This is a genomic window from Dorea ammoniilytica, from assembly GCF_025567415.1.
Taxonomy (GTDB): Bacteria; Bacillota; Clostridia; order Lachnospirales; family Lachnospiraceae; genus Claveliimonas; species Claveliimonas ammoniilytica.
The window spans coordinates 39,454-56,148 of sequence record NZ_JAOQJV010000005.1; the positions used below are offsets into that span (position 1 = coordinate 39,454).

Below are 16,695 nucleotides of genomic sequence, written 5' to 3' on the forward strand. Positions count from 1 at the left end.
TGTTGTGATTTCATTGTTTTTTATCGTATAATATGGATACTGGAGGTGGTTTGGATGAAATACAAGATTTTAGTTGTCGATGATGATAAAGAATTGGTGAAAATGCTTTGTAGTTATTTTAATATGAAACAATATGAAACCATTACGGCTACAGACGGAATGGAAGCATTAAATAAAATAAAAATGAAACCGGATATTATTTTGTTGGATATCAATATGCCACGCATGGATGGGATTGAAGTATGTCGTCTGATACGCAGTAAAGTGTTATGCCCGATTTTGTTTCTAACAGCAAGAGTTGATGAAGATGATAAAATTAACGGGTTGCTTTCGGGTGGGGATGACTATATTACGAAACCATTTAGTCTTCGGGAGTTGGAAGCAAGGATTGTCACAAACATAAAGAGAGAAGAAAGGCATCAACAAAAAACGGAATACCGTTTCATGGATGAAATGCTGATTGATTATTCTGAAAAAATAGTAGCTATAGCCGGACACAGGATGGAGTTCACAAAAATTGAATATCAGATTATTGAATTCTTATCCATGCATCCAGGGCAGGTGTTTGATAAAGAACGTATATATGCACAAGTCTGTGGATATGATGCGGAAGGGGACAGTAGAACGATAACGGAATTAGTACGGCGTATAAGGAAAAAAATAGCGGATTATTCAGAAAAAGAATACATAGAAACTGTATGGGGGATTGGATACCGATGGAAAAAATAAGAAACTTGTCACTGAAAAAAACAATTCTGCTTTATTTTGTGATCAGCTTAACGGCAGCATTTCTGTTATCTGGATTTACAGTTCATTTTGCAGGAAATATGCAGAATAAAATATGGGAAAAATATATTGATTATGCAGATTATACGGACGTGTTTCAGCAATATGGAAAGAAATACGAGATTGAGATATCAAGACCTAATCAATCGCAGATGAATCGTTTGGACTATCATCTTTCGGAAATGTGTGACTTTATGAAAACATATTCGGTACTGATTTTTTCGATTGTTGGGAGTGTTGTTGCGGTATTCTTTTTTTATAAAAATAAGTTAAAGACACCTCTACAGGAACTAAAAGATGCCTCACAAATGATTGCAGATAATGAACTGGATTTTCATGTGTCCTATGAAAATAAAGATGAGATGGGAACTTTGTGTAAAGAATTTGAAATGATGCGAAGTGATTTAGCAGATAACAACAGAAAGATGTGGCGAATGATTGATGACGAGAAGGCTTTGCGGAATGCAATTGCACATGATATACGTTCTCCACTTTCCATATTGCGTGGGTATCAGGAAATGCTCTTAGAGTTTGTTTCTGCCGAGAGTATAAAAACAGAGGATGTTATTGATATCTTACAAACAGGCATGTATCAGATTGACCGTATAGAGCATTTCACGGAAAACATGAGAAAAATGTCCCATTTAGAACAGAGGGAACTGCAATGCTCAGAGATAGAGTTATCGGAACTGGCAAAAAAGATTGAGGCAGAAGCTGCCATGCTGTCCAAGAAGGAAAGTAAATTATGTAAGGTAAAAAGAGTGCAGGAACAAAACATTGTGAAAGTGGATGAGGAACTTGTCATGGAAGTGACAGACAACTTACTGGAAAATGCGGTTCGATATGCACAAAAAAGTATTGCTTTGCAGATAAAGAAAAAGGATGGTTTTCTTATAATTTCTGTTGAAGATGATGGAATAGGATTTGTGGATACTGAGGAAAAAGTAACAGAGCCATTTTATCATAAGAATCCACAAGATGATTTAAAGCATTTTGGCCTTGGTATGTATATTTCTCGTATTTTCTGTGAAAAGCATGGAGGAAATTTGAAAATATATAATGCCAGACAAGGCGGTGCTCATGTAGAAGCTCTTTTCAAAGCTGAATAAAAATACTTTATAAGGCTGAAATCACAAATAAAGTGGTTTTAGTCTTTTTTGTTGTGAATTTATTGAGAATTGATTTGTATGATGTTGTTAAAGAAATAAAGAAAGGAAGAGATACAATGAAAACAATCATAAAAAGAAGTATACTTGATTATTTAAAGAACCCTGTTTTGTGGATTGGCTTGATTATTATAGTTGCCAGTATGTATCAATGTCTGTCATCGTATTTGCAAATTCATTATATCAAACAGAATGAACAGATCACACAAAATGACGTAGCATTGGAAGATGCTGATGTCATGGATGGGTACATTCCCACATCTGATGATAAAGAAAGAAGAAGGGAGTGGGAAGATACGATCAAAGGGACGTTAATGGACACCTCCAAAAATGGTTTTGGATTTAGCAGGCAGGAAGCAGATCATGTAATGAAAGAAATTCAGAATATGGATGTAAAGACTGCTTCTGAGTTTTTGGAATCCCAATATGGCTATTATAATGCAATATATGCTTATGAGGACCTTGAAATTCATAAGGGGACAGCAGAAGAAATCAATCATTATATCGAGCGGAAATTATCCGAACATTCTTTTTCCTGGTACTTTGCCAAAAAATTTACGGATTTTGCAGGATTGCATATGGCCTTTTTTGCAACAGTCTTGCTATCATTTTTATTTATTCAGGATACACGAAAAAGTACCTATGAATTATTACATACAAAGCCTGTTACGGCAATCCAATATATATGTGGGAAAGTAATAAGCGGATTCATTAGTATGCTGGGAGTATTAGTGATTTTGAATGTTATATTCTTTATGCTGTGTTTGAAAACGTCTTTAGAATCGGGCTTTCCAGTAACACCAATTGATTTTTGCGTGAATTCTCTGATCTATATTGTTCCGAATCTTTTGATGATATGTTGTGTCTATACAATTACAGCATTAATATTTAAAAATCCGCTTCCGGCAGCACCAATCTTGTTTTTACACATTATATATTCAAATATGCTGACCATGAAGAATGATATTTATTATATGAGACCGTTCTCTATTATGGTGCGATTCCCTGGCAGATTTTTTGAAACACATGTAGCCAAAATGTCAAACATAAATCAGATTATTCTTGTAATTTCATCAGTTATATTAGTATGTATTTCTGTTACAATCTGGAAAAGGAGGAGGGTTCATTGAAAACGGAACTAAAAAACTGCCTGTCGTTATATAAGATTTTTTATTCATGTGCATTTATACTGATATTGTGTGCTATTCATCCGATTATATACTATGAAGAAATCGGTTCAGCGATTCAGTCGCCAATAGCATTTTTAACAATTATTTTTTGTAGTGACACATATTTGATGGAAGTAAAAAGTAAGCGTGCCGATGTATTTCATTTGTATGATCAAAAAAAGCAGTTAAAAGTAATATCGCAGAGAGTGGGCGTTCAAATATTATATTTATTAATACTTTCCTGTGTTGGATATGTTTTGTTTTTCTGGCAAAAACCGGGCAGTGTAAACGAAGGCATTTCGGGTATTCAGATATTTCTTTTATATTTCATTGCAATGTTTGGAACTATCTGGCTTTGGAGTATATGCTCTGTGATTTTGTGTACATTGCTTCGAAATATGTGGGCAGGTATTGGATGTTTATTTGGAATTGTCATTGGACTTATATCAAAAGCGGGAAGTTCATTTTTCGGAAATCTGGGATTGTTTTCTTTCAGCTTTTGTGAACCTACTCAATTAATGTCCGAGAGTTGGATTTATGGAACGCTTGTGTCTTTTATAGCGGGGCTGTTTTTATTTGCAGTATTACCAATGACTTTAAAGAAAAGAGGATAGATTATGAGTATTAGAATAAATGATTTAACAGTTAGATTTAAAAATGGTGTAGTTGCAGTAAATAAGGCATCTCTTGAAATACCTAAGGGAATTTACGGACTTTTGGGTGAGAATGGTGCCGGAAAAACCACTTTGATGAGGGTTCTTACAACTGTTTTAAAACAAACGGAAGGAATGGTTTCCCTTGATGGAATTCTGTATAACGAGGGAAATTATGAGAAAATACAGAAAAAGATTGGTTATCTTCCACAGGAAATCGACTTATATCCGAATCTTACGGTGAAAGAATGTCTTGTATATATGGGGGGACTGTCAGGAGTAGCCAGAAATGACCTCGAACAAAGAATTACCTATTATCTGGAAAAGACTTCTCTTACAGAGCATCAGAATAAAAAAATGCGGCAATTATCTGGTGGTATGAAGAGACGTGTCGGACTCATACAGGCACTTCTTAATAATCCGGATTTTTTGATTATTGATGAACCTACCACCGGGTTAGATCCGGAAGAAAGAATCAGGATCCGCAATCTTTTGGTTGATTTTTCAAAGGATAGAACTGTGCTGTTTTCCACTCATGTAGTAGAAGATTTAGCAGCAACCTGTACACAGCTTGCCATTATGAAAAAGGGAAGTTTTTTATATTCTGGAAGCGTGAGTGGGTTGCTGGAAAATGCAAAGGGCTGTGTTTGGAATTGTACGGTACAAAACGCAGAAGAAGCCCGTTTGTTAGAAGCCAATTATTCTATTTCATCTAAGCAGTATGTAGAAAATGGAATTCATATGAAAGTATTAAGCAAAGGAAAGCCAAATGAGAATTGTGTCCTGGATAATGATATCACTTTGGAAGATGCATATATTTATTTGACGAATAGTTGAATATAACGGCGGGCAAGTTGCCCGCCGTAAATTGTACTTATTTTGTTAAAAGACCGGATAGATTTTTTCCAATGCAAAATCCAATCTGTGGATATAACTCCTGAATTTCCTGATATTTTGCTTCAATCATTTCTGGTTCATCAGCCCAGATCTTTTCATATATTTTGAAAGCTCTTTTAAAATGTGTTTTGGCTTGCGGAAGATTGGCAGTCATCAGATAAATGGTTCCAAGGGTTTCCTGTACTTTGGCATAATCCAGACAGTCATCGGAATGGTATTCCTTGATGATGCCGGATAATTTTTGCAATTCAGAGATGCCTCTTTCGGGTTCCTGCTGTTCTGTCAGGAACATTGCATAATTGGCAATCTGAGGTATGCTGTCATTTATATGAAGCAGGTTAAATTGGTCAAGCAGTGAGATACTTTTTTCCATGTGTTCTCTTGCAAGATCGGGATGACCGTTCATGCGGTAAAGTCCACCGAGATTGGCATGAAGGTTGGAAACAAGGCGAGCATTGTCAGCAGTGATATTTTCTATCTGGGCAAGTGCATCCTTTTCCAGTTTTATTGCTTTTTCAGGTTTGGTTTCAAGAGTTGCCTGAAAATCTAGTAATAATGCCCGGTCAGAGTCGGTTCCAATGTTTTTTGTCTTTAACAGCCCCGTCAGTTCCTGAATGATTCCATTCATACCTTTGTGGTAGTTATAGTTATCCATGTATGGAAATGCATTTTCCAGAAAAAGCAGATACTTTGGTATATCATCCTTTTCAATCAATACTATGATATTTCCGATTGTTTGAAATAGCTTTTTGTAATAATCTACTTCCATTCCATGCATTAAACATATTTTCTGTAAAGAATCCAGTAATATGTGGCAGCGAGTTACAGATGGTTTTGTCTCTGAAAGGGTGATTTCCTGAATCATCGGATGCAGAGAGATAGTGCGACGTGTTGTTGTCTGAACGAAACCAGTCTCAATTAAATCGTTGATTTCATTTAGTGTGGGCATTTCCAGCCATTTGGCAAATATACGGGCAGAAATACCGGTGGAAGGAAGAAAGCACATATTACACATGATATCCTGCTGTTCAAGAGATAAAGTGTATAAAGAAAACAGCGTATGGATATGACTGTAATAGGTGGCTTTGCTGCTTTGTCCATCTTTGATTATTTTAATTTTATCTTCGTTATGGAAAGATGCTTTTTCCACCTGAAGTCTTGTTAATAACTGGTCTGGAGTTGAGATTCCATTTTCCAGAAGTTTTGCTGCCAGTTCCACGGCAAAAGTATGAGAGTGAACAGTTTCGATGATCTTTTCAACTGTTGCCCGGTACGTGTCTGCCTCTGAATAAAATACTGATGCCAGCTGGAAGAGAGCGTTCATATCCTCTATTTCTTTTAATGGCAGAGTACAGTATTCATCCAGTTTGCTTCGGGTTGTAAACAAAATCTGGCAGCGATATTTTAATACTACTGACAGAAAGCTGTCCTGTGTCGCAGTGACATTAAAATTATCTATGATAAGCAGAGTATCAGATTTCAGGGAACGCAGAAAACGGTTATGTCTTTGAAACCGTTCCTGGTCAGTGCTTTCCGGCGGATCGTCAATAAAATCCATGTCAGTAATATCCTGATGAAGATTGCCGGTATATTCTATATAAAGTATATTGGTGTATTGCTTTATGTACCGCTTTGCGTAGGCTTTGACAAGTTCACTTTTTCCGATTCCGGCGATTCCGCAAAGGAAAACATGACGGTTTTCCTCAAGCACGGTATATAATTCTTCCAGTTCTTTATCTCTTCCGATAAAATGACGGCATGGTTTCGGAACCTCACTGTCCATAATATAATCCAGCACAATGGGGGATAAAGCGCCTCCGGCGAGCAGCTTCTGATTTTTGGTATTACGTTTGATGAATTGGCGTTCCATGCCAAAAGAAATCAGTTTTGCAAGAAACAGCAGTCTTGAACTGGCTGGTTTATATAAGGGAGTCAGATTTTTCTTTTTTGCATCTGAGATGCTGTCATCCTGAATGAATAAAGTGTAAATATCTTGTATAGCCATATTACAGTCAGACATCAGTGGAAGAAGATTCTGGTGGATGGTATGGGCTAATTTTTCCTGATTGGATGGCTTGGAATAGTAAGCGGATATTTTAGGACTGATTTTAGCCTGACCAGTCATCCAGCGGCAAACCAGACCGTTATCCATTGAAAAATCCTGATTTGCCGGATCATCCATAAAATCTTCAAATAATTCGTATAAAAAATCAGGCTGACTCATTTGATTACTTTCGCTGATATGATTTTTTAAGCAAGTGCTAATAGAAGAAAAATCGCATCGATTCAATAGAAATTCCCCTTTCGTAGTTAAGGTTGAGTATATCTATCATAACACGAACATATATTCGATTCAAGAAAATACGGATATTTTTAAAGTGATTGTGTCAATTTACAATCAATTTCTATTCAATGTGGTTTTCAGGCAGGTTCTGTAAAATAAGCTCAGAACAAACAATAACGGGAGGAGCTTATGCAACAGAATATTGAATTTGAGCGGTGCATTGATTTTCTGGTACGGATGATTGATAAGTACGGCGAAGAAGTCCTCCGGGAGTTGGAGGAAGAAAAACAGAATAAGGAAGAAAAAGAAGCGGCAGTTTCCTGAAATACAAAATGTAAATCAGACTGTCGCTTTTTTCATGCATTTTTAAATCAAATAAATTTTAAAAGCTGATGCAGAGTGTGTGGCTCATTATTCTGAGAAGCGGTAATACGCGTATCAAATGGCTTGAAATGATTTTGCGTATAAAAGCTCAGAAGAAATTCATTATCTTCGCATTCAAGAAACTCCATAACGCCACCTACGGAATATTTGAGACTGGATATGGTTTCCAGTGCAAATCCCAGTAGAATATTTCCAGGAATTCGTTTTTTCTTTGGAAGAGAATAGTTCTTTCCCAACTGGGCAATCAGGTAAGCTGCGGTAGTATAGGATTGTGTTTCTTCATCCAAAATACTGACACGGGACAGTTTTTTTGCCATTGTCTTGCTGATATTTGAAGCACGGACAGAGATTGGTTTTATTGTAAGTGAAAAATAACCAACCAGTGAAGCATCTTCAGCATCAAATACCAGATAAGTGATAGATTGATCTTTTTTGGTAAACTCAATCGCATTATGTAATAAAAAGTATTCCACATCGGGATTTTTGGGACAAGAAAAATCGGAGAGTAAGTCGTAAAGACTTTCCTCTCCGATATATGTCGGTTCGTCTTTATCCAAATATGCCCGAATATTAACGGTAAAATATTTATCAGACATGTTTTTTCTTCCTTTTTGACATTAAAGCTAAGATTTCCTGTGGGTTCGTTAACTGACGTCCGGGAAGTGTCTGCTTTGGTGTGCGGTCACGGTCGGCTTCGTCAATTGCTGCGACAAAACGCTTTACGCTATTTGGATTGGATACGACAAAATTATGAGTAATACTTGAAGTAGCCATACTAACACCTCCTCTTTTTTGGCTTTTTTGTGTATTTATAGTATATGCAATGTGTGATAAAAACACAATATCAAAAACAGAAATTATTTCTAAATAATTTTCAAGCCGGACATTTATTAGACGCTTCCGGTAAGCGAACAATATTTTCGAGCCAATCATTTATAAGTCGCCAATGGTGGGCGGGCAATATTTTGATAACAGAAATGCTCTGTATCTAACTTAATTATACGATTGGCGAAGAAATGCGTCAATACGGAAAATAAGTATTGAAAATAGTTGGAACAAGTACTAAAATAAGGTTGGGACAATAAAACAGAGTTATACTGCGAGGAAGATTATGAAGAATAAAAAGATTAAATGCGATATATATACCAGAGTATCCACAACCATGCAGGTAGATGGCTACAGTCTGGATGCTCAGAAAGAAAAACTCAAGAGATATGCGGAATTTCAGAACATGGAAATCGTAAATGAGTATTCCGATGAAGGTAAGTCTGGAAAGAGCGTAGAGGGCAGACCGGAATTTCAGAGAATGTTGGATAATATTGAGAATGGAACAGATAAGGTACAGTTTGTATTGGTGTTTAAGCTTTCCAGATTCGGTCGTAATGCGGCAGATGTTTTAAATTCTTTGCAGAGGATGCAGGATTTTGGAGTGAATCTGATCTGTGTAGAAGATGGGATTGACAGCTCAAAAGATAGTGGAAAGCTGATGATTTCTGTTCTGTCTGCGGTGGCAGAGATTGAACGGGAGAATATCCTTGTTCAGACAATGGAAGGACGTAAGCAGAAAGCCAGGGAAGGAAAATGGAACGGCGGATTTGCACCATATGGTTATGAATTGGTAAATGGAGAATTGCAGATCGCAGAGGACGAAGCAGAGATTATTCGTCTGATCTATGACAAATTTATTCATACCAATATGGGAATCTCTGCGATTGCCGCATGGCTGAACCAGCATGGATATAAAAAGAAAAAACGACAGAATAATACACTGGACGCATTTGCCGCTTCATTTATAAAAGGCGTTCTGGATAATCCGGTATACTGTGGAAAGCTGGCTTATGGACGAAGGAAAAACGAGAAAGTTTCTGGTACAAGAAATGAATACCGCATTGTAAAGCAGGAAAATTATATGCTGCACGATGGTATCCATGAAGGGATTGTTTCAGAAACAGACTGGGAGCTGGCACATCAAAAACGGGAAAAAACAGGTGTGAAATATGAAAAGACACATAGTCTCGATCATGAGCATATTTTATCCGGAATATTGAGATGTCCGTTATGTGGAAGCGGTATGTATGGAAACGTGAACCGAAAGAAAAAGAAAGACGGAACCTTATATAAGGATTATTTCTATTATGCCTGCAAACATCGTCGCCTGGTAGATGGTCATAAATGTGGATATCGTAAACAATGGAGCGAGGAGAAGATTAACAATGCAGTGGAAGAAGTTATTCGGAAGCTGGTGAAGAATCCGAAATTTGAAGAAGCAATTCTGAATAAAATCGGTTCAAGAATAGATACAGAAGAAATAGAAAAAGAGATTGAAGGACTGGAAAAACAGCACAGACAACTGACCGGAGCAAAAGCAAGGCTTGGACAGCAGATGGATAGCCTGGACATCATGGATAAATTTTATGAAAAGAAATATCAGGATATGGAGACACGCTTATATCGTCTGTATGATGAAATTGAAGGCGTGGAGAACAGTATAGAAGAAGTTAAGAATCGTCTGCTGAATATCCGGCAACAGAAAATATCAGAAGAAAACGTCTATCAATTTCTTTTATATTTTGATAAACTATATGATAAGTTCACCGACCTGGAGAAGAAAGAATTTCTTAACAGCTTTGTGGAACAGGTGGATATTTATGAGCAGGAGCAGCCAGATGGCAGATTCCTGAAGCACATAAAGTTCCGTTTTCCAGTGTATTTTGGAGACAGGGAGACACAGGAACTTTGTTGGGACAACGAAAGTACCGTCGAGACGGTGTGCCTCTTGGGCAAACGAAAAGCAGATACTACGGTAAACCTCAGCGTGGATATGGATGATTACTATCGTATTATAAATGGTAAAGATGAGGAATGATGATTTCGCTATAGTGACTCGTTCACGTTGATAATGTATCTGATTTTGGAGGAAAATTAATTTATGGACAAAGAAAAAGCAGATATGATTATTTATACGACAGAGGATGGTCTGACGAAAGTTGAAACTACTTTTGATGGTGATACAGTCTGGTTGTCTATTGATCAGATGGCAGAATTGTTTCAGAGAGATAAATCAACCATTTCCAGACATATAAAAAATATATTTACAGAAGGTGAATTACAGCGGGATTCAGTTGTTGCAAAATTTGCAACAACTGCTTCTGATGGAAAAGTTTACAATGTAGATTATTACAACCTTGATGTTATTATTTCTGTTGGCTATCGTGTAAAATCAAAACGAGGAACACAGTTCAGAATCTGGGCAACTGGGATTTTAAAAGAATACATGAGAAAAGGTTTTGCTTTAGATGATGATCGTTTGAAAAATCTGGGTGGCGGTGGATATTTCAAGGAATTGTTGGAGAGAATCCGTGATATTCGTGCATCCGAGAAAGTGTTTTATCGTCAGGTTCTGGAAATGGACAGCTGGTATCGGGATATCTTGATTTTGCAGAACGTCAGGCAGAACGAGAACAGGCTATGACAATGAGGGACTGGGCAGAGCATCTGGATCGGATTCTGACAATGAGCGGTGAACAGCTTTTGCAGGGGAATGGAAGTATATCACACAAACAGGCTGTTGATAAAGCAACTGGTGAATATAAAAAATATAAAGCGCGAACACTCAGCACGGTGGAAGAAGACTACCTGAATGCAATAAAAATATTGGAGAAAAAAAACAGATAAAGCAGAAGCATGGAATTATAGAAAGAGAGAACTATAATAAGCCAAAATCTGAGAAGGGCGGACAGCCGGAATGCCCAAAAGAAAAAGAAATAGCGATTGAAGATGCGTTGAAGTATTTTCAGATGATTCCAAGTGAATCATAGGCTGACTTGGCTTATCGGATGGAGAAAATTCAACTAATGTTATTGAGCCTTCGGACATTGGGAATAAAACCTGATGTTCGTAGGCTTTTTGTTCATGACAATAGAATGCTTGCGGAGCGTGCATTCTATTGTATAAAGAAAAATTTTTCGCGGATATAATAAACATGACATATAGCTGTCGTGTTGAATCAGGTATGATATGTATGGAGTGTAAGAAACGATGAAAATAGATAGACTTATCGGTATATTGTCAATCTTATTGCAGGAAGAAAAGACAACTGCTCCTGAACTGGCAGAAAGGTTTGAGGTATCTCGAAGGACAATAAACCGGGATATTGAAGATCTTTGTAAAGCGGGTATTCCTATAAAAACTGCACAGGGTACCGGCGGTGGTATTAGTATTATGGATGGATATCGTATGGACAGGACGATTTTGAGTTCCAAAGATATGCAGATGATTCTTGCGGGTTTGCGGAGTCTTGACAGTGTGAGCGGAAGCAGATACTACAGTCAGCTGATGGAGAAAATCCAGACCGGATCATCAGAGTTCATCAGTGGAAGAGACTCTATGCTGATTGACTTATCTTCATGGTATAAGGGTTCTCTTGCTCCAAAGATTGAGGTAATACAGAGTGCAATAGAAAACAGGCGTATCATACGATTTAAGTATTATGCTCCGTCCGGAGAGAGTAACCGAAGGGTAGAACCATATTATCTGGTTTTCCAGTGGTCGAGCTGGTATGTATGGGGGTGGTGTTTAGAACGTAAAGATTACAGGCTGTTCAAACTGAACCGTATGGATTGTGTTGTTGAAACAGATCGTGGATTTCTGTGCAGAGATGTACCAATGCCGGATTTGTCAAATGAGAAGATATTTCCGGGTGGGATAAAGGTAAAAGCTCTTTTTACACCGAATATGAAGTGGCGGCTGGTTGAAGAATTTGGACCGAACTGCTTTACAGAAACAGACGATGGAAGGCTGCTCTTTTCAGCAGACTATACGGATATGGAAAACCTTGTGACATGGCTTATGACATTTGGAGCAAAAGTAGAGGTGCTTGAGCCGGAAGAAGTGCGGGACATTATTCGCAGGAATGCAGAGGAAATAATAAAAATCTATGGAGGATTAGGAAAATGAGATTAGACGGTTTGGGGTTGTTTGTTGATGATATGGCAAAGATGATTCGTTTTTACAAGGATGTTCTCGGATTTGAAATTAAGGATGAAGAGAATACTTCCAATGTTTATCTTGTGAAAGACGGAACCCTTTTTCTGCTATACGGACGGAATGATTTTGCGAAAATGACAAACCAGCGATATGAGTATATCAAGGGCCTGAATGATCATTTGTGCTTGAACCGAAACTTGAACCTTGGGGACAGAGAACCTGCTATATTGCTGATCCGGAAGGAAATCTGATAGAGATTGGTTCTTGGAATAAGCCTTATGAAGAAAAGGATCTGGAGGAGTAAGGAGTATGGTATTTGACTATAAAAAAGAATATAAAGAGTTTTATATGCCGAAGGGAACACCGTCTATTGTCAGAGTCCCGAAAATGAATTATATAGCAGTGAGAGGAAGCGGCAATCCAAATGATGAAGATGGAGAATATAAGCAGGCTATCGGCCTTCTGTATGGAATTGCATTTACGATTAAAATGAGCAAAAAGGAAGATCATCAGATTGATGGATATTTCGATTATGTTGTGCCGCCATTAGAGGGATTCTGGTGGCAGGGTGAGCGTCGTCCGGGGGACGCCATGCTGCGAACCGACCGAGCCGGCAGGCGAGACAGAGTATCCGGAATTGATTATGCTCGTAAGGAAGATTTTAAGTGGATCTCTGTTATTCGCTTGCCAGATTTTGTTACCAGGGAAGATTTCGACTGGGCTGTCAGGAAAGCTACGGCAAAGAAAAAACAGGATTTTTCTAAGGTTGAGTTTTTTTCCTATGAGGAGGGCTTATGTGTACAGTGTATGCATATCGGAGCGTATGACGATGAGCCTGCTACGGTAGATGCAATGCACAGATTTATGGAAGAACAGGGATATACACTTGATATAACGGATCAGAGAATGCACCACGAGATTTATCTGAGTGATGCACGGAGGGTGGCACCGGAGAAACTGAAGACTGTGGTCAGACATCCGATAAGGAAGGCTTAAAGGTATGGAATATATTAGAGTTACGAAAGAAAATCTTGAAAAGGAGCACATTTGCTGTGCCATTTCCAACAATAAAGATATTCAGGTATCATCAAAGAAGGCATGGCTTGCGGATAGATTTGATGAAGGACTTGTATTTTTGAAAAGTGTGGAGCGTGGCAAGTGTTTCGTAGAGTATATTCCTGCAGAATATGCATGGAATCCAATCGAAGCCCCTGGATATATGTATATTGATTGCCTGTGGGTTTCCGGGTCATTCAAAGGTCATGGATATTCGAGCGATTTACTTTCCCAATGCATTGAGGATAGTAAAGCAAAGGGAAAGAAGGGACTTTGTATTCTTGCCGCAGCAAAGAAAAAGCCATTTCTGGCCGATTCAAGGTTCCTAAAATATAAAGGATTTGAAGTCGGTGATGAGGCTGATAATGGAATCCAGCTATGGTATCTGCCATTTGAAGAGAGAACTGAGACACCGGTATTCAGGAAATGTGCAAAACATCCTCATATAAATGAGAGCGGCTATGTTCTTTACTATACAAACCAATGTCCTTTCAATGCAAAATATGTACCAATCTTGGAAGAAACCGCTGAGAAGAATGGCATACCATTCAAGACTGTGAAGATTGAAAGTAGGGAAGATGCTCAGAATGCACCAACGCCAATCACGACTTATGCACTGTTTTGCGATGGGGAGTATGTTACGAATGAGCAGATGAATGAAAAGAAATTTTTAAAGCTGGTGAGCAGGTAGGAGGAGACAATATGGCATCAACAAGAGAGTATCTGGACTTTGTTCTGGAACAATTATCAGGACTGGATGAACTCAGTAGCAGGGCAATGATGGGCGAATACATCCTTTATTACCGTGGAAAGATTTTTGGTGGAATATATGATGACAGACTTTTGGTGAAGCCGGTCCCGATGGCATTGCGGCTGATGCCGGATGCCGAGATGGAACTGCCGTATGATGGTGCGAAAGAAATGATTTTGGTTGATAATGTAGATGATCGGCAGTTTTTGTATGAACTGGTTGAGAGTATGTGGGAAGAATTACCGGAAAAGAAAAAGAAGAATATCCATTAAGAACTAAGACTTGAGTCATTCAGAACTGGATGCGAAACAGGAATACAGTTGAGTTTTTGGCGGTCTGGGAAGAACTTCACAATCCAGATTTTAACCGTGTGCAATTCGAGGCGGTTAGAAGTGAGGTGGGATTAAACAGATTTGTTATGACACCGACCAAATGGATTGAACAGACAAATGCTATTGGAATAGTGTAGAAAGCATTAAGGACGTGGCAAAAGAAGTGAAAAAGAAAAATCCTTCTGTAAAATGATATTAAATCAAATTACAGAAGGATTTTTTATATGACAACATTATTTGAAGAACAAGGTGGAAGATACGAATTGCAAGGCGATTACAGATTGCCTTGCGTTACATTGCCAAACTTTAAAATGTAGATCAGCAAGTATTGAATAAGCCTGCAAAGTTGACAAATGATCAGATATAAAGCTATGATTATTCAGAAAACTTTAATACCGGGAGATGATTAATTTGAATTTGGATTCAACGAAAAAGAAACAGATGAGTATGCGCGTTGTAATATATTTATTCGGAATGGTGTTGTTAGCATTAGGGATTACATTGAATACGCAGGCAGGTCTTGGAGCATCAGCAATCGTGTCTGTGCCATACACGATCAGTCAGGGAACCGGGATGAATTTTGCAAACCTGACACTGATTGCTTATTGTGTGCTGGTTGTGGCACAGTTTTTTATCAAGGGGAAAAACCGGAGATGGATTGATGCGCTTCAGGTAGTGGTAAGCATTGTGTTCACTCGTTTTATGGCGTTATTCCAATATGTGATCGGTTATGAAAGCGGAGTTTTTATAAATGATTTGGTGGTGCTGCTGTTGGGGATTCTGTTTACAGGTATCGGTGCAGCTATGACTGTGGATATGAATCTGATTCCAAATCCTGGCGATGGTATCGTAAGCAGTCTGGCGGAACGATTTAACAGGGAACTGGGATTCTGCAAGAATTGCTTTGATGCTTTTTGTGTGGTTTGTTCGTTGGCAATTGGGTTGGCGTTTGGTAATCCACTGATGGGAATCGGTCTGGGTACGGTTCTCTCGATGCTGGGTGTAGGACGTGTGATATATTTTTTTAACAAAGCGGCGAAGGCGCACTTACAGCAATTTACAATGATTTGATAAAATGGAGGTAATCGATATGAAAGTGGTCATTGCTGTTGATTCGTTTAAAGGTAGTATGAGCTCACGAGAAGCTGGGAATGCGGTCAAAGAAGGGGTATTGAGAGTGTATCCGGATGCAGAAGTTGTGGTAAGAGCTTTGGCGGACGGAGGAGAAGGCACTGTTGAGGCACTCATGGAGGGGCTGGGAGGAGAAAAAGTTAATATAACCGTGACAGGACCGAATAATGAAAAGATAGAATCATATTATGGGTATATAAAAGAAAAAAATATGGCTGTAATAGAAACGGCTGCCGTAGCCGGGCTGGTTCTTGTTGAGCCAGATAACAGGAATCCTTTAACAGCAACTACGTATGGCCTGGGTGAAATGATAAAAGATGCAGTTACTCGTGGCTGCCGTGATTTTATATTAGGGCTGGGAGGAAGTGCCACAAATGATGGAGGAGTAGGAATGCTTCAGGCTCTGGGATGGGAATTTAGAGATTCAAAAGGTTGCGAAGTAAGCAGAGGTGCAGAGGGATTAGGAGCTATCGCTTCAATTTCTGATGACAAAATTCTCCAAATATTAAAATCGTGCAGGTTTCGGGTGGCTTGTGATGTGGAAAATCCGTTGTGTGGATTAACGGGTGCTACTTATGTATATGGGGCACAAAAAGGAATCCCTGATGAACTTATGAATAAAATTGATCGTGATATGGAGCATTATGCACAAATCACGTCAAGACATATCGGTGAAGATTTTTCAAAGTTCAGGGGTGCGGGAGCAGCTGGAGGATTAGGATTTGCAGTTTTGAGTTTTCTGCATGCTGAGCTTATACCGGGAATTGAATTGATTCTGGATATCATAAAATTTAAAGAAGATCTGAAAGATGCGGATGTATTAATCACAGGGGAAGGTTGTCTTGATTCTCAAACAGCAATGGGAAAAGCTCCGATCGGAGTTGCGCGATTTGCACATAAATATCAGGAGTTAAAAGTATTAGCGTTCGCGGGCGTAGTATCTGATGGTGCCCGAGAGTGTAATGACAAAGGAATTGATGCTTTTTTTCCGATTATCAGAAACATCACTACTAAAAAAGAGGCAATGAATACACAGAATGCGAGAAGAAATCTTTCAGATACAGTGGAACAGGTTTTTCGCATCTTATAATCAATTTTTG

17 protein-coding genes and 1 pseudogene are annotated in these 16,695 nt (G+C 38.4%); 15 read left to right on the forward strand and 3 right to left on the reverse strand.

The annotated features are described in order from the left end of the window. Nucleotides 1-54: 54 nt before the first annotated feature. The 5 genes from OCV65_RS05715 to OCV65_RS05735 all read left to right on the forward strand — a co-directional run bounded on the left by OCV65_RS05715 (nt 55) and on the right by OCV65_RS05735 (nt 4,611). Nucleotides 55-729 (forward strand): response regulator transcription factor, encoded by a 675-nt coding sequence (locus OCV65_RS05715; RefSeq protein ID WP_014080778.1) that lies wholly within the window; start codon nt 55-57, stop codon nt 727-729. After that, nucleotides 717-1,895: a HAMP domain-containing sensor histidine kinase gene (locus OCV65_RS05720; RefSeq protein ID WP_055260432.1), complete on the forward strand. Its 1,179-nt coding sequence runs from the start codon at nt 717-719 to the stop codon at nt 1,893-1,895. The genes OCV65_RS05715 and OCV65_RS05720 overlap by 13 nt, the downstream gene beginning before the upstream one ends. 116 nt (nt 1,896-2,011) lie before the next feature. Further along, a complete protein-coding gene (locus OCV65_RS05725) occupies nt 2,012-3,082 on the forward strand; it encodes an ABC transporter permease subunit (RefSeq protein ID WP_015560115.1) in 1,071 nt (356 codons plus the stop codon). Next, nucleotides 3,079-3,735, forward strand: a complete 657-nt coding sequence (locus OCV65_RS05730) for a hypothetical protein (RefSeq protein WP_008705633.1) — start codon at nt 3,079-3,081, stop codon at nt 3,733-3,735. Before OCV65_RS05725 ends, OCV65_RS05730 begins: the two co-directional genes overlap by 4 nt. Before the next feature lie 3 nt (nt 3,736-3,738). Then, nucleotides 3,739-4,611: an ATP-binding cassette domain-containing protein gene (locus OCV65_RS05735; RefSeq protein WP_005348496.1), complete on the forward strand. Its 873-nt coding sequence runs from the start codon at nt 3,739-3,741 to the stop codon at nt 4,609-4,611. 37 nt (nt 4,612-4,648) lie between these two features. Here OCV65_RS05735 and OCV65_RS05740 read toward each other — a convergent pair whose 3' ends face one another. Further along, the gene (locus OCV65_RS05740) at nt 4,649-6,895 is read right to left on the reverse strand and encodes a tetratricopeptide repeat protein (protein ID WP_055260431.1); all 2,247 of its coding nucleotides are present in this window, start codon (nt 6,893-6,895) and stop codon (nt 4,649-4,651) included. A gap of 249 nt (nt 6,896-7,144) precedes the next feature. Here OCV65_RS05740 and OCV65_RS05745 point away from each other — a divergent pair, with 249 nt between their 5' ends. Beyond that, nucleotides 7,145-7,279 carry a hypothetical protein gene (locus tag OCV65_RS05745; protein ID WP_004844681.1) on the forward strand — a complete coding sequence of 45 codons (135 nt, stop codon included), beginning with the start codon at nt 7,145-7,147 and terminating at the stop codon, nt 7,277-7,279. Between the two features lie 47 nt (nt 7,280-7,326). On the opposite strand, the gene OCV65_RS05750 is transcribed toward OCV65_RS05745, so the two are convergent. Beyond that, nucleotides 7,327-7,935, reverse strand: coding sequence for a hypothetical protein (locus tag OCV65_RS05750; protein ID WP_055260430.1), 609 nt, complete (start codon nt 7,933-7,935; stop codon nt 7,327-7,329). Next, the gene (locus OCV65_RS05755) at nt 7,928-8,113 is read right to left on the reverse strand and encodes a hypothetical protein (protein ID WP_014080774.1); all 186 of its coding nucleotides are present in this window, start codon (nt 8,111-8,113) and stop codon (nt 7,928-7,930) included. Before OCV65_RS05755 ends, OCV65_RS05750 begins: the two co-directional genes overlap by 8 nt. Nucleotides 8,114-8,450: 337 nt before the next feature. Between OCV65_RS05755 and OCV65_RS05760 the strand changes: the two genes are divergently transcribed. From OCV65_RS05760 to OCV65_RS05805, 9 genes and pseudogenes are all read left to right on the forward strand, one after another. Beyond that, nucleotides 8,451-10,205 (forward strand): recombinase family protein, encoded by a 1,755-nt coding sequence (locus OCV65_RS05760; RefSeq protein ID WP_262581271.1) that lies wholly within the window; start codon nt 8,451-8,453, stop codon nt 10,203-10,205. Between the two features lie 63 nt (nt 10,206-10,268). Beyond that, nucleotides 10,269-11,014: pseudogene (rhuM, locus tag OCV65_RS05765) on the forward strand (RhuM family protein). 363 nt (nt 11,015-11,377) lie between these two features. Further along, the gene (locus OCV65_RS05770) at nt 11,378-12,295 is read left to right on the forward strand and encodes a helix-turn-helix transcriptional regulator (RefSeq protein ID WP_262581272.1); all 918 of its coding nucleotides are present in this window, start codon (nt 11,378-11,380) and stop codon (nt 12,293-12,295) included. 211 nt (nt 12,296-12,506) lie between these two features. Beyond that, a complete protein-coding gene (locus OCV65_RS13565) occupies nt 12,507-12,629 on the forward strand; it encodes a hypothetical protein (RefSeq protein ID WP_330666887.1) in 123 nt (40 codons plus the stop codon). A gap of 5 nt (nt 12,630-12,634) precedes the next feature. After that, nucleotides 12,635-13,321: a GyrI-like domain-containing protein gene (locus tag OCV65_RS05780; RefSeq protein WP_262581273.1), complete on the forward strand. Its 687-nt coding sequence runs from the start codon at nt 12,635-12,637 to the stop codon at nt 13,319-13,321. A gap of 4 nt (nt 13,322-13,325) precedes the next feature. Beyond that, nucleotides 13,326-14,072: an N-acetyltransferase gene (locus tag OCV65_RS05785; protein WP_262581274.1), complete on the forward strand. Its 747-nt coding sequence runs from the start codon at nt 13,326-13,328 to the stop codon at nt 14,070-14,072. Nucleotides 14,073-14,083: 11 nt separating this feature from the next. Further along, a complete protein-coding gene (locus tag OCV65_RS05790) occupies nt 14,084-14,404 on the forward strand; it encodes a TfoX/Sxy family protein (protein WP_262581275.1) in 321 nt (106 codons plus the stop codon). Nucleotides 14,405-14,875: 471 nt separating this feature from the next. Beyond that, the gene (locus tag OCV65_RS05800) at nt 14,876-15,535 is read left to right on the forward strand and encodes a YczE/YyaS/YitT family protein (protein ID WP_243007040.1); all 660 of its coding nucleotides are present in this window, start codon (nt 14,876-14,878) and stop codon (nt 15,533-15,535) included. Nucleotides 15,536-15,554: 19 nt separating this feature from the next. Next, nucleotides 15,555-16,685: a glycerate kinase family protein gene (locus tag OCV65_RS05805; RefSeq protein ID WP_262581276.1), complete on the forward strand. Its 1,131-nt coding sequence runs from the start codon at nt 15,555-15,557 to the stop codon at nt 16,683-16,685. Nucleotides 16,686-16,695 lie beyond the last annotated feature (10 nt).